Below are 13,368 nucleotides of genomic sequence, written 5' to 3'. Positions count from 1 at the left end.
CATGCACGCAAGCGCCACACCAGCACCGACGCCCACGCAGGGTGACCCACGCCTCAGCTGGGGCAACGAGGCCGACACCCACCGGGCCCCCTTACTGCGTCACCGCCGCGACGGCATCCTGCCCACCGTCGGCGCGGCCCTCTCCGTCCGCGGCGAAACCCTCACCTGCACCGCCGCCCGCGGCGACCTGCCGCCCACCCTCCACCCGCTCGTCCAGGACTTCCTCGACACCCTCACCAGCGGGCAGCGCGAACGGTTCACCGGACGCTGCCCCGAGGCCATCCTGCTGTCCCGGCACCTCAACGCCACCGAGAGCACCCGCTCCAAGCGCGCCCAGCGCAAGCCGCTCACCCACAGCGAAGCCCGCCGCTCCCTCAAGCACGCCAAGCTCACGGCGCGCCGCATCCGCGAGGACGGCGACCCGCTGCACGGCAGCTACGCCGCACCCTGCCGCTCCTGTACGGCCATGCTGGCGCACTTCGGAGTCCGTACGGTCGACCCGACCACCACCCAGAACAGCTGACCGACACCCATGCCCGATCTCAACAGCACCCGCTTCCCGGTCAACGTCGACGCCGCACTGCGCGAGGCCGGCTGGCAGCCCGGCCGCTGGGACATCAAGCTCGCCGAACAATGGGCCGACACCCTGCGCGGCCACGTCTCCGCCGGCGGACACCGGCACAGCGTCTTCCCCGCCGTCGTCGAAGCCTGGGCCGAATTCGGCGGCCTCCGCGTCAGCGCACCCGGCCACGGCCGGCAGATCGCCCCCGCGACCGTCCGCTTCGACCCGCTCGCCGGCCTCCACCTGGCCCGCACCCTCGGCGACCTCGGCCGCGCCCTCGACACCGAGCTCGCACCACTCGGCGAGGAAGGCGAGGACGGCGGCCAGCGAGCGGTCCTCGCGATGGACATCGAAGGCCGGGTGTACAGCATCGACCACACCGGCGACTGGTACCTGGGCCGCGACCTCGACACGGCCCTGGCCACCCTGATCACGGGCACCCAGCCGACCCGCCTCGTGGCGGGACCGTAGACCCGAAGAACCGGGAACCCGCCCCCGGAAACCACGAACCCGGCCTCCGAGGCACCCGGCCGGGGGCTCGGACACCCCGGGGGCGCCGTGACTCAGGAAACCTCCGCCTCGGCCGCCGCGTCCGGCGCCGACGCCGCCCCCGCCACAGCCACCGGCAGCACCGCGCTCACCCGGAAACCACCCGCGTCCGTCGGACCCGACACGAAGACACCGCCCAGCCGGGTCACCCGCTCCCGCATGCCCACCAGACCGTTGCCACCACTCGGCAGATGCGCGTCGGCCGCCGCCGCGTCCGACGGACCGTTCTCCACCTGCATCGCGACCTCCGCCTCGCGATGCGCGACCCGGACGACCACCTCGGCACCCGCCGCATGCTTGTGGACGTTCGTCAACGCCTCCTGCACCACCCGGTACGCCGTCTGCTCCACCTCGGCCCCGTACGGCCGAGCCGCCCCCATCACCAGCAGCTCCACGACCACACCCGCCTGACGCGACTGCTCCACCAGCGCCTCAAGGGAATCCAGACAGGGCCCGTCACCACCGACTCCCCCGTCCTCCGCCGCCGCCTCGGCAGCCGCGGCGGCCGCCCGCCCCACCGCCGCCAACGGCAGCGCCGCAGGCCCCGCCGAAACCGCCGCCGGCGCCTCCTCCCGGAGCACCCCCAGCATCTCCCGCAGCTCCGTCAGGGCCTGCCGCCCCATGTCACCCACCAGCGCCGCGTTCTTCACCGCCTTCTGCGGATCCTTCAACGCCACCGCCTGCAGCGCCGCCGCATGCACCACCATCAACGACACCCGGTGCGCCACCACGTCGTGCATCTCCCGCGCGATCCGCGTCCGCTCCTCCTGCCGCGCCCACTGCGCACGCTGCTCCGCCCGGTCGGCGAGGAGCGACAGCTCCTGCTCCAGACTGTCGGCGCGCTCCCTCAGCGACTCCATGAGCCGGCGCCGGGCACCTATGTAGAGACCGAAAAGCACCGGCGGCGCGTTGAGCCCGAGCGTCATGAACAACGACACCACCGGCACGTACCAGCCGCTCGGATCGAAGTCCTGCTGGTCGACATCGGCCTGCGCGACGTCCTGACGCAGCCGGACCATCGTCACGATGTACACCGCCACCGTCGACATACCGGCCAGCGCGGCGGTGAACCGCCGCGGCACCTCCGACGCGGCCAGCGAATAGAGACCGACGATCCCCATCAGATAGCCCATCTCCGCCGGCGTCACCGCGATCGAGACGAGCACCACGGTGATGGGCCACTTCCGCCGCACCAGCAGCACGGACCCCACGACCAGCCCGAACAGCACCCCCACCGGCACCGGCAACGACGTCTGCTGCGCGAACCCGATCCCCTCGAGCCCGCACTCCAGCGCCGACACCACGGCCAGCGAGACGTCCAGCACGACACTGCGCCGTCTCCCCCACCACCACCAGCTCCGCGCGACACGCTCCGTGCCCGCCGCGTCCCGGTCTGCCCCCGTTGTGGTCATGCCCTCCACCCTACGGGCGAGGGCCACCGATTTTCCCGCCTCCCGACGCCCCCGGGGCGCCGCCTCCGACATGATCCGGCTCTTCCTGGAGTGGTTGCGCCTCCTGGGCATCGCGGAAGATCGACTGCGCTTCTTCGTCCGGATTCACGAGTCGGCGGATGTCGCAGAGAACGTCGGCGACGGATACCGCGGCTGCCTGTCCGTCCGAGTGCTGCAAGGCGCCGAGCTATACCGTCGCATCCAGGCCTGGTGGTGCGGCATAGTAGGTGCCGTCGACTCGATCAGCAGGGATGAATGTCCGATTTGGTCGACTTCACCATCCCCTGTGGTGTAATCGGCAGCACTGGGACCTTTGGAGTCCTATGTCCGGGTTCGAGTCCTGGCAGGGGAGCTAGTCGTCTGCGGGTCCCGACCTCCACGGTCGGGACCCTTACTCGTTACCGCCCCGGTACCCCCCGGTATCCTTCGGAAGTCCACCACCCGAAAGCCGAAGGGCATTCCCGTGAGCGCCAACCGCCCGGCAGCCGTCGTCGTCCTCGCAGCGGGTGAGGGCACCCGCATGAAGTCGAAGACCCCCAAGGTCCTCCACGAGATCGCCGGGCGCTCGCTCGTCGGGCATGTCGTGGCCGCCGCTCGTGAGCTGGAGCCCGAGGACCTGGTCGTGGTCGTGGGGCACGCGCGGGAGCTGGTGAAGGGGCATCTGGACGAGCACTACGCGGGGACGCGGACGGCCGTGCAGGAGGAGCAGAACGGGACCGGGCACGCGGTGCGGATGGCGCTCGGGGAGCTCGGGCGGGCGCCCGAGGGGACCGTCGTCGTGGTGTGCGGTGACACGCCGCTGCTGTCCGGGGAGACGCTGCGCGCCCTGGCGGCGACGCACGCGGCCGACGGGAACGCCGTGACGGTGCTGACCGCCGAGGTGCCGGACGCCACGGGCTACGGGCGGATCGTGCGTGACGGGGTGACCGGTGCGGTGACCGCGATCGTGGAGCACAAGGACGCCTCGGACGAGCAGCGGGCGATCAGGGAGATCAATTCCGGGGTCTTCGCGTTCGACGGTGCGCTGCTGGCGGATGCGCTGGGCAAGGTGCGGACGGACAACAGTCAGGGTGAGGAGTACCTCACGGACGTGTTGTCGATCCTGCGTGAGGCGGGGCATCGGGTGGGTGCGTCGGTGGCGGTGGATCACCGGGAGATCCTGGGGATCAACAACCGGGTGCAGCTTGCCGAGGCTCGCGCGCTGCTCAATGGGCGTCTGCTGGAGCGGGCGATGCTGGCGGGTGTGACGGTGGTGGATCCGGCGTCGACGTTCGTGGACGTGACGGTGACGTTCGAGCCGGATGCGACGGTGCTGCCGAACACGCTGCTGCTCGGTGCGACGCACATCGCGGAGGACGCCGTGGTGGGGCCGAACACGCGGCTGAAGGACACCACCGTCGGCCGCGGGGCCCGGGTGGACAACACGGTGGCGGACTCCGCCGCGGTGGGCGAGGGCGCTTCCGTGGGCCCGTACGCGTACCTGCGGCCGGGGACGGTTCTGGGTGCGAAGGCCAAGGCGGGTACGTACGTCGAGATGAAGGCGGCCGTCATCGGTGAGGGTACGAAGGTCCCCCATCTGTCGTATGTGGGTGATGCGACGATCGGCGAGTACACCAATATCGGTGCGGCGAGTGTCTTCGTGAACTACGACGGCGAGGCGAAGCACCACACGACGATCGGTTCCCACTGCAAGACGGGCTCGGACAACATGTTTGTGGCTCCTGTCACGGTCGGGGACGGCGCTTACACGGCTGCCGGGTCCGTCATCACCAAGGATGTGCCGGCCGGCGCGCTGGCCGTCGCCCGTGGCCAGCAGCGGAATATCGAGGGCTGGGTGGCCCGTAAGCGTCCGGGGAGTGCGGCCGCGCAGGCTGCCTCTGCCGCCACTGAGAAGTCCGCAGGCGAAAGCTGACCGGAAACGAGTACGCCGAACTCGGCGTACCGTGATACGTGCACACAAATTCGGCTGGCTCGCACACGCGCACGGGAGCGCGGGGATTCGCGGCCAGAGACCCGTCGAGGAGACAGTGCTGTGACCGGGATCAAGACGACCGGCGAGAAGAAGCTGATGCTCTTCTCCGGCCGCGCCCACCCCGAGCTGGCCGAGGAGGTCGCACACCAGCTGGGTGTCGGCATCGTGCCGACCAAGGCGTTCGACTTCGCGAATGGCGAGATCTACGTCCGTTTCCAGGAGTCCGCGCGTGGCGCGGACTGCTTCCTGATCCAGAGCCACACGGCTCCGATCAACAAGTGGATCATGGAGCAGCTGATCATGATCGATGCTCTGAAGCGGGCTTCGGCCCGGAGCATCACCGTGATCATCCCGTCGTACGGCTATGCCCGTCAGGACAAGAAGCACCGTGGTCGTGAGCCGATCTCGGCCCGTCTGGTCGCGGATCTGCTGAAGACGGCGGGTGCGGACCGGATTCTGACCGTGGACCTGCACACGGACCAGATCCAGGGCTTCTTCGACGGTCCGGTGGACCACCTGTCGGCGCTGCCGGTGCTGGCGGACTACGTGGGTGCGAAGGTCGACCGCACGAAGCTGACGATCGTGTCGCCGGACGCGGGTCGTGTGCGGGTGGCGGACCGTTGGTGTGACCGTCTGGACGCGCCGCTGGCGATCGTGCACAAGCGTCGTGACAAGGACGTCGCCAACCAGGTGACGGTGCACGAGGTCGTCGGTGACGTGAAGGGCCGTGTGTGTGTCCTGGTGGACGACATGGTCGACACGGCGGGCACGATCTGTGCCGCGGCGGACGCGCTGTTCGCGCACGGCGCGGAGGACGTGATCGTGACGGCGACGCACGGCATCCTGTCCGGTCCGGCCGCGGACCGGCTGAAGAACTCGAAGGTGAGCGAGTTCGTGTTCACGGACACGCTGCCGGACCCGAGTGCGCTGGAGCTGGACAAGATCACGGTGCTGTCGATCGCGCCGACGATCGCGCGTGCGGTGCGTGAGGTGTTCGAGGACGGTTCGGTGACGAGCCTGTTCGAGGAGCACTGAGCACTCTCTTAGCCGTACGAGTAAGGGCCGCTTCCCTTGGGGGGCGGCCCTTACCCGTGCGCTCGTGGGGCGGCTCCTGGGGCGGCTCGTGATCCATTTGGGTGCCTCGGTGGCCTGCGGCTAGACTGTCGTGGTTGCTCGGCGAGGGAGGCCGTGCCCGTGCGTGTGTCGCGCGTGGTGCCGGCGGTCCGTTATCGACGCGCTCTTCGTAGCAGGCCCACGCCAGTCGTGGCCGGGTGACAGTCGTATCAGTCACCACATCTACGAGGAGTGCACATGTCCGAGGTGAAGCTCGCCGCGTCCGTCCGCACCGAGTTCGGCAAGGGCGCCGCCCGCAAGATCCGCCGTAACGCCCAGGTTCCCGCCGTGCTGTACGGCCACGGCTCGGACCCGATCCACCTGACCCTCCCGGGCCACGACACCGTCATGGCGCTGCGTACGCCGAACGTCCTGCTGTCCCTGGACATCGAGGGCAAGGGCACCGAGCTCGCGATCCCGAAGGCCGCCCAGCGTGACCCGCTGAAGGGCTTCCTGGAGCACGTCGACCTGCTTCTCGTGAAGCGCGGCGAGAAGGTCACCGTCGAGGTTCCGGTCGTCGCCGAGGGCGAGCTGGCCGCCGGCGGCAACCTGCTCGAGCACGTCCTGAACACCCTTTCGGTCGAGGCCGAGGCCACCCACCTGCCGGAGTCCGTGACGGTCTCCGTCGAGGGCCTGGAGGCCGGTGCCTCCGTCCTGGCGCAGGACATCACCCTGCCGAAGGGCGTCACCCTGGTGACCGAGGCCGACGCCGTCGTCCTGCAGGTCCTGGCCGCGCAGGCCGAGGAGCCGGCGGAGGCCGCCGAGGGCGAGGCCGCCGAGGGCGCCGAGGCCTGAGCCGTAGGCTCTGTCTGACGTGACGGGGTGACGGGCCCACGGGCCCGTCACCCCGTTTCTTTCTGTCCACCACGCTTTCCGGACACCGCACTTTCTGTCCACCACGCTTTCCGGCCACCACCCCTTCCGGCCGCCAGGCATACGGGTACGAGGAGACGAGACGCAGATGACGGATGACGCGAACGCGCCCTGGCTGATCGTCGGCCTCGGCAATCCGGGCCCCGAGTACGCCGGCAACCGGCACAACGTGGGCTTCATGGTGGTGGACCTGCTGGCCGAGCGGATCGGCGGCAGGTTCAAGCGCGCGCAGAAGGCGCAGGCGCAGGTGGTGGAGGGCCGTATGGGCCCGCCCGGTCCCGCGAACCGCCGGGTGGTGCTCGCCAAGCCGATGTCGTACATGAACCTGTCGGGCGGGCCCGTGACGGCGCTGCGCGACTTCTACAAGGTGCCGACGGCGCACGTCGTGGCGGTCCATGACGAGCTGGACATCGACTACGCCACGCTGCGTCTGAAGCTGGGTGGTGGCGACAACGGGCACAACGGGCTGAAGTCGATGACGAAGTCGATGGGGCCGGACTACCACCGGGTGCGGTGCGGGATCGGGCGTCCGCCCGGCCGGATGCAGGTCGCCGACTTCGTGCTGAAGGACTTCTCCTCCACGGAGCGCAAGGAGCTGGACTGGTTCGTGGACCGGGCGGCGGACGCGGTGGAGTGCCTGGTGGCGGAGGGTCTGGAGCGGGCGCAGTCCGCGTACAACGCGTAGGGCCTGCGGGCGGGCACGGGTACGACTGTACGATCGCGGGTCATGACGCACGTCCGTAACGCCGCCATGGCCCTCGTCGTCCTGCTCCTGCTCGTCGCGGGCGCCTGGTCCTCCTGGGACACGGCTCAGCACGTGCTGTTGTCGAAGGGGCGCGAGCACGGGACGCTGACGGTGACGGGCTGCAACGAGGAGACGTGCAGCGGGCGTTACGCGTCGGATGATCCCGGTTCCCCGCATCACACGCTGACGATCGAGCATTCGGTGGCGGCGGAGAAGGGGCAGACGCTGCCGGTGGTGGTGAAGCCGGGTACGGCGGAGGCGGTCCGTACGGGCTGGGGCGGGGGTCTGCACGCGTGGCTTCCGCTGGGCGGTGCGCTGCTGTTGGCGGCGCCGCTGATCGGTGGGGGGCTGCGGATGACGCGTACGGGGTGGTCGGTGGCGGGTGCGGGTGCGGCCCTGTTGCTGGGCGCGTTCTTCGCACTCTGATGGTTTTCGGACACGTTGGCGCGTTCCCGCCAGAATCGTTATGCCCGTTGGCTTAAGGGTGACTTAAAGCAACGGATAGGCTGCCCCCGCCACCTCCCACGGCATCCCTCATCCCACAGTTGGACGACAATGCGACGTTCTCTTATCTCCGCCGGCGCGCTCGTCGCGGCCGTCGCGGGCTCGCTCGTTCTGGCGCCGGCGGCGTCCGCCGCCGAGGTTCCCTTCCACCACGAGAAGGACCTGCCCATCACCGCCTCCTCCTTCGAGAACACCGAGGCGGAGTGCAAGGGCATCCCGTCCACGCAGGACGGCTGGCACTTCGTGCTGACCGGCAACAAGGCCGAGTTCACCAAGCTGACGGTCACGTTCGACAACGGCACCCCGATCGTCATCACGGACTTCAGCGCCTTCGGCAACCCGGAGGGCAAGCACGCGTACGTGGGTTCGCCCGTGGGTGCGAAGCTGACCTCGGCCACCGCCGAGATCGACGGCGAGGCGAAGTTCTTCAACCTCTCGCACACCTGCCCGGGCACCGCCCCCACCCCCACGGGCACCCCGTCCGGCACCCCGTCGGGCACGCCGAGCAGCTCCACGTCCCCGAGCAGCTCCACGTCCCCGAGCAGCTCCACCTCCCCGAGCTCGTCGGTCTCCCCGACCGCGTCCTCCTCGGAGAGCTCCGCCGCGGGCCAGCCCACGCCGAGCGCCTCCTCGTCCGCCGGCTCCGAGGGTGACCTCGCCGAGACCGGTTCCAGCGCCCCGGTCGGCATCCTCGCCGCCGTCGCCGTCGCCCTCGCGGGTGCCGGTGCGTTCCTGGTGACGCGCCGCAAGAAGGCGCAGCAGCACTGACGTAACACGCCGTCATGAGAGTGCCCCCGCGGGAAGAACTCCCGCGGGGGCACTCTTGTTGGTGCGAGGGCGTCAGCCGGTGTTGCGCAGGCCCGCCGCCACGCCGTTCACCGTGAGCAGGAGCGCGCGGGAGAGCAGCGGGTCGGGTTCCTCGCCGCGCTCGGCGGCGGAGCGCTGGCGGGCGAGCAGGGCGACCTGGAGGTAGGAGATCGGGTCCAGGTAGGCGTCGCGGATGGCGAAGGTCTGCTGGAGCACCGGGTTGGAGTCGAGGAGCTGCTCGCCGCCGGTGACCTTCAGGACCTCGGCGACGGTGAGGGCGTGTTCGGCCTCGATGGTCTCGAAGACGTGCTTGAGCTCGTCCGGCACGAGGGTGTCGACGTAGTGGCGGGCGATCCGCAGGTCCGTCTTGGCCAGCGTCATCTCGACGTTGGAGAGGAAGTTGCGGAAGAAGTGCCAGCGCTCGTACATCTCGCCGAGCACCGCGTCGAGGCCGGCCTCGCGCAGGGCCTTGAGGCCGGAGCCGACGCCGAACCAGCCGGGGACGATCTGCCGGGACTGGGTCCAGCCGAACACCCAGGGGATGGCCCGGAGTCCGTCGAGGCCGGCGCCCGAGTCGGGGCGGCGGGAGGGCCGCGAGCCGAGGTGGAGGTCGGCGAGCTGGTCGACGGGGGTGGAGGCGAAGAAGTAGGCGGGCAGGTCGGGGTCCTCGACGAGCCGCCGGTAGGCGGAGTGGGCGGCGTCGGAGACGGTGTCCATGGCGGCGTCCCAGCGGGCCAGGGCGTCGTCGGACTGGCGGGGCGCGGTGTGCAGGGCGGAGGCCTGCAGGGTGGCCGCGACGGTCAGTTCGAGGTTCTCCCGGGCCAGGGACGGGATGAGGTACTTGTCGGAGATGACCTCGCCCTGCTCGGTGACCTTGATCTCGCCCTCCAGGGTGCCCCAGGGCTGGGCGAGGATCGCGTCGTGGGAGGGGCCGCCGCCGCGGCCGACGGTGCCGCCGCGGCCGTGGAAGAGGCGCAGGCGGACGCCGTAGCGGTGGGCGACGTCGCGGAGCCGGCGCTGGGCGCGGTGGATCTCCCACTGGGAGGTGGTGATGCCGCCGAACTTGGAGGAGTCGGAGTAGCCGAGCATGACCTCCTGGACGTCGCCGCGCAGGGAGACGAGGCGCCGGTAGGAGGGGTCGGCGAGCATGTCGTTGAGGATGACGTCGGCGGCGCGCAGCTCGTCGGTGGTCTCCAGGAGCGGCACGATGCCGATCTTGGCCCAGCCGGCGTGGAGGTCGAGGAGGCCGGCCTCGCGGGCGAGGACGGTGGCGGCGAAGACGTCGTCGGCGCCCTGGCACATCGAGATGATGTACGACTCGATGACCTCGGGGCCGAAGACCTCCAGGGCCCGCTTGACGGTCTGGAAGACGCCGAGGGTCTTCTCGCCGGCGGCGTCCAGCGGCGCGGGGGTGGGGGCGAGCGGGCGGCGGGAGCGGAGCTCCTTGGCGAGCAGCTTCTGCCGGTAGTCGCGCGGCATGTCGGCGTAGCGCCAGGATTCCTCGCCGAGCCGGTCGAAGAGCTGGCCGAGGGCGTGGTGGTGGGCGTCGGCGTGCTCGCGGACGTCCATGGTGGCGAGCTGGAGGCCGAAGGCGGCGAGGGTGCGGATGGTGCGGTCCATGCGGCCGTCGGCGAAGAGGCCGCCGCGGTGCTCGCGCAGGGAGGTCTGGATGAGGGTGAGGTCGCGGAGGAGTTCGGCGGTGCCGAGGTAGTCGCGGCCGTCCTGGTGGGGGGTGCCCTTGGCGAGGCGTTCGCGGGTGTTGAGGAGCTTCTGGCGGACGCAGGTGACCTTGAGCCGGTAGGGCTCCTCGGCGTTGAGCCGCTTGTAGCGGGGGCTGATCTCGGGCAGGCGCTCGAGGTCGGCCTGGAGGGATTCCAGGAGCTCTTCGGTGGCGCCGGCGTAGCGGATCGAGTTGGAGAGCAGTCCGCGGAGGTAGTCGACGAGTTCGAGGGCGTCGGTGATGCCGTGCTCGTGCTGGAGGATCAGCACGTCCCAGGTGACCTGGGGCGTGACGTTGGGGTTGCCGTCGCGGTCGCCGCCGATCCAGGTGCCGAAGGTGAGCGGGCGGGTGCCGGAGGGCAGGTCGAAGCCGACCCGCTCGAGCTCGGCGGCGAGGTCTTCCAGGACGTCGCCGACGGCGCCCGCGTGCAGCTCGTCGAGGTAGTAGATGGCGTTGCGGGCCTCGTCGGCGGGCTCGGGCCGGACGACGCGGAGTTCGTCGGTCTGCCAGATGAGGTCGATGTTCTCGGCGAGCCGCAGGTCGTGGCGGCGGCGGTCGGCCTCGATGACCGGGGTCTCGAGGAGGGCGCCGATGCGGCGCAGCTTGTTCAGGACGGAGCGCCGGGCCGCCTCGGTGGGGTGGGCGGTGAAGACGGGCCGTACGTTGAGGTTCTTGATCGTCTCGCGTACGTGCGCGGGGTCGCCGTCCTTGAGCATGTCGGCGGTGCGGGCGAGGAGGCCGCCTTCGGCGGCGCGGCGCTCGCGCATCTCGCGGCCGCGGTGGACCTGCTCGGTGACGTTGGCGAGGTGGAAGTACGTCGAGAACGCGCGGACCAGCCGGCCGGCGGTCTCGAGTTCGACGCCGCGCAGCAGCTCGGCGGCGGCCTCGCCGTCCTCGCGGGTGAGGCGGCGGACCTTCTCGACGAGCTCCAGGAGCTCCGGGCCTTCCTGGCGGACGAGCGTCTCGCCGAGGAGATCGCCCAGTCGGCGGATGTCGGAGCGCAGCTCGGCGCTGGCGGTGGGAGTCTGGTCGGCACTGCTCACAGGTGCGGCTCCTTGCAGTGTTTGAGCACGTCTGGAGGGGTACTGGAGGCTTGCGGACCGCGCTGTCCGACGCACCCAGGATAGGTGTCCGTGTCCGCGGCACGGAGCATGCCCCGGCTTTGGCGCTCTTGCCGCGCGCCGCGGCGCTGCCATACTTACGTCGCCGTAGGTTACGGAACCGTAGCCAAGGCGTCCTTTCCCTACCCTCACCCCCCAGGGGACACCCATGACCACAAGCCCCGAGCTGACCTCGGAGTCCTCGGCGTCCGAGGCGGTCGACACCGCTCAGGCCCTGCCCTCCGCCACCCTCGGCGGGGACAACAAGCGTTCGATCGAGCAGATCACGCTGCTGCTGTTCATCACGGTGCCCTTCCTGGCCCTGGTCGCGGCGGTGCCGCTGGCCTGGGGGTGGGGAGTGAGCTGGCTCGACCTGGGCCTCATGACGGCGATGTACTTCATCGGCTGTCACGGCATCACGATCGGCTTCCACCGCTACTTCACGCACGGCTCGTTCAAGGCGAAGCGTCCGCTGCGGATCGGGCTCGCGATCATGGGCTCGCTGGCGGTCGAGGGGCCGCTGGTGCGGTGGGTGGCGGACCACCGCAAGCACCACAAGTACTCGGACGCGGACGGCGACCCGCACTCGCCGTGGCGGTTCGGCGAGACGGTCCCGGCGCTGATGAAGGGGCTGTGGTGGGCGCACATCGGCTGGATGTTCGACGAGGAGCAGACTCCGCAGCACAAGTACGCGCCCGATCTGATCAAGGATCCGGCGATCCGTGCGATCTCTCGCCAGTTCGTCCTGTGGACGGTCGTCTCGCTCGCGATTCCGCCGCTGGTCGGGGGACTGGTGACGATGTCGTGGTGGGGCGCGTTCACGGCGTTCTTCTGGGGTTCGCTGGTCCGGGTCGCGCTCCTGCACCACGTGACCTGGTCGATCAACTCGATCTGTCACGCGGTGGGCAAGCGTCCGTTCAAGTCGCGTGACCGTTCCGGCAACGTGTGGTGGCTGGCGGTGCTGTCGTGCGGCGAGTCCTGGCACAACCTGCACCACGCGGACCCGACCTCGGCCCGGCACGGCGTGCTCAGGGGCCAGGTGGACTCCAGCGCGCGTCTGATCCGCTGGTTCGAGCAGCTGGGCTGGGCGTACGACGTGCGCTGGCCGGCCAAGTCGCGGATCGACGCCCGGCGCCGGGGTGCGGCCGCCGACGCGGCATGATGGAAGACGTGGCGATCGACGGCGGTACCAGCAGCACGAGCGAGCAGAAGCCCCGGCGCGGGCGCCGGGTGAGGATGACGGGCGCGGAGCGCCGTGAGCAGCTCCTCGACATCGGTCGCACGCTGTTCGCGGAGAAGGGCTTCGAGGGCACGTCCGTGGAGGAGATCGCGGCGAAGGCCGGGGTCTCCAAGCCGGTGGTGTACGAGCACTTCGGCGGCAAGGAGGGCCTGTACGCGGTCGTGGTGGACCGGGAGATGCGCCAGCTCCTGGACATGGTGACGGGGGCCCTGACCGCGGGCCATCCGCGGGAGCTCCTGGAGCAGGCCGCGTTCGCGCTGCTCGACTACATCGAGCGCTACACGGACGGCTTCCGCATCCTGGTGCGCGATTCCCCGGTGGCCCAGTCGACGGGCACCTTCGCCTCTCTCATCAGCGACATCGCCACGCAGGTGGAGGACATCCTGGGCCTGGAGTTCAAGGCCCGCGGCTTCGACCCGAAGCTGGCGCCCCTGTACGCCCAGGCCCTGGTGGGCAGCGTCGCCCTGACGGGCCAGTGGTGGCTGGACGTCCGCAAGCCGAAGAAGGCGGAGGTGGCCGCCCACCTGGTGAACCTGGCCTGGCACGGCCTCGACGGCCTGGAACAGAAGCCCCGCCTGATAGGTCACCGCAAGAGCTGATCCCGCACGAGCCGGTCGACGGGGGCGGGGGGCGGGGGGGGGGCCCCCCCCCCGCGGAACGGGCCGGCCCGCCCCGCTCCCCGGGGGCCCGGGGGCGCGGTGGGCCGATCAGAGCCGCGGTGGGTTCCCCGGC

12 protein-coding genes, 1 tRNA gene and 1 pseudogene are annotated in these 13,368 nt (G+C 70.5%); 12 read left to right on the top strand and 2 right to left on the bottom strand.

Annotation, left to right across the window (positions count from 1 at the left end; translation table 11 throughout):
* Window position 1: 1 nt before the first annotated feature.
* Window positions 2-523, top strand: coding sequence for a YwqJ-related putative deaminase (locus ACFVGS_RS07880; protein WP_384423072.1), 522 nt, complete (start codon window positions 2-4; stop codon window positions 521-523).
* A gap of 9 nt (window positions 524-532) precedes the next feature.
* Window positions 533-1,033, top strand: a complete 501-nt coding sequence (locus ACFVGS_RS07875) for an SUKH-3 domain-containing protein (RefSeq protein ID WP_384423074.1) — start codon at window positions 533-535, stop codon at window positions 1,031-1,033.
* 92 nt (window positions 1,034-1,125) lie between these two features.
* Here the strand turns inward: ACFVGS_RS07875 and ACFVGS_RS07870 are convergent, their stop codons facing one another.
* Window positions 1,126-2,523, bottom strand: coding sequence for a sensor histidine kinase (locus ACFVGS_RS07870; RefSeq protein ID WP_384423076.1), 1,398 nt, complete (start codon window positions 2,521-2,523; stop codon window positions 1,126-1,128).
* A 67-nt stretch (window positions 2,524-2,590) separates the two neighbouring features.
* Here ACFVGS_RS07870 and ACFVGS_RS07865 point away from each other — a divergent pair.
* The 8 genes and pseudogenes from ACFVGS_RS07865 to ACFVGS_RS07830 all read left to right on the top strand — a co-directional run.
* Window positions 2,591-2,857: pseudogene (locus ACFVGS_RS07865) on the top strand (hypothetical protein); the annotation flags it as partial.
* A tRNA-Gln gene (locus ACFVGS_RS07860) sits at window positions 2,843-2,914 on the top strand. The pseudogene ACFVGS_RS07865 and the gene ACFVGS_RS07860, both read left to right, overlap by 15 nt.
* Window positions 2,915-3,025: 111 nt before the next feature.
* Window positions 3,026-4,474 carry a bifunctional UDP-N-acetylglucosamine diphosphorylase/glucosamine-1-phosphate N-acetyltransferase GlmU gene (gene glmU / locus ACFVGS_RS07855; RefSeq protein WP_384423078.1) on the top strand — a complete coding sequence of 483 codons (1,449 nt, stop codon included), beginning with the start codon at window positions 3,026-3,028 and terminating at the stop codon, window positions 4,472-4,474.
* Window positions 4,475-4,594: 120 nt separating this feature from the next.
* Window positions 4,595-5,569 (top strand): ribose-phosphate diphosphokinase, encoded by a 975-nt coding sequence (locus tag ACFVGS_RS07850; protein ID WP_365345360.1) that lies wholly within the window; start codon window positions 4,595-4,597, stop codon window positions 5,567-5,569.
* Between the two features lie 276 nt (window positions 5,570-5,845).
* Window positions 5,846-6,442, top strand: coding sequence for a 50S ribosomal protein L25/general stress protein Ctc (locus ACFVGS_RS07845; RefSeq protein WP_385435715.1), 597 nt, complete (start codon window positions 5,846-5,848; stop codon window positions 6,440-6,442).
* 166 nt (window positions 6,443-6,608) lie between these two features.
* Window positions 6,609-7,205, top strand: coding sequence for an aminoacyl-tRNA hydrolase (gene pth, locus ACFVGS_RS07840; protein ID WP_384423518.1), 597 nt, complete (start codon window positions 6,609-6,611; stop codon window positions 7,203-7,205).
* Window positions 7,206-7,247: 42 nt separating this feature from the next.
* The gene (locus ACFVGS_RS07835; RefSeq protein ID WP_385691435.1) at window positions 7,248-7,691 is read left to right on the top strand and encodes a hypothetical protein; all 444 of its coding nucleotides are present in this window, start codon (window positions 7,248-7,250) and stop codon (window positions 7,689-7,691) included.
* A gap of 129 nt (window positions 7,692-7,820) precedes the next feature.
* Window positions 7,821-8,537 (top strand): LPXTG cell wall anchor domain-containing protein, encoded by a 717-nt coding sequence (locus ACFVGS_RS07830; RefSeq protein WP_384423522.1) that lies wholly within the window; start codon window positions 7,821-7,823, stop codon window positions 8,535-8,537.
* Between the two features lie 72 nt (window positions 8,538-8,609).
* Here ACFVGS_RS07830 and ppc read toward each other — a convergent pair whose 3' ends face one another.
* Window positions 8,610-11,339 carry a phosphoenolpyruvate carboxylase gene (gene ppc, locus ACFVGS_RS07825; RefSeq protein WP_384423524.1) on the bottom strand — a complete coding sequence of 910 codons (2,730 nt, stop codon included), beginning with the start codon at window positions 11,337-11,339 and terminating at the stop codon, window positions 8,610-8,612.
* Between the two features lie 226 nt (window positions 11,340-11,565).
* Between ppc and ACFVGS_RS07820 the strand changes: the two genes are divergently transcribed.
* Together ACFVGS_RS07820 and ACFVGS_RS07815 are read left to right on the top strand one after the other, a co-directional pair.
* On the top strand, window positions 11,566-12,558 hold the full coding sequence (locus ACFVGS_RS07820; protein WP_384423526.1) for an acyl-CoA desaturase: 993 nt from the start codon (window positions 11,566-11,568) through the stop codon (window positions 12,556-12,558).
* Window positions 12,555-13,235 (top strand): TetR/AcrR family transcriptional regulator, encoded by a 681-nt coding sequence (locus tag ACFVGS_RS07815; protein ID WP_384423528.1) that lies wholly within the window; start codon window positions 12,555-12,557, stop codon window positions 13,233-13,235. Before ACFVGS_RS07820 ends, ACFVGS_RS07815 begins: the two co-directional genes overlap by 4 nt.
* The last annotated feature ends 133 nt before the right edge of the window (window positions 13,236-13,368 follow it).

Origin of the sequence: Streptomyces sp. NPDC127114 (assembly GCF_042677525.1) — a bacterium.
GTDB lineage: Bacteria > Actinomycetota > Actinomycetes > Streptomycetales > Streptomycetaceae > Streptomyces.
Note: the sequence above shows the minus strand (reverse complement) of the source record. Positions and strands in the feature narration are given on the sequence as shown.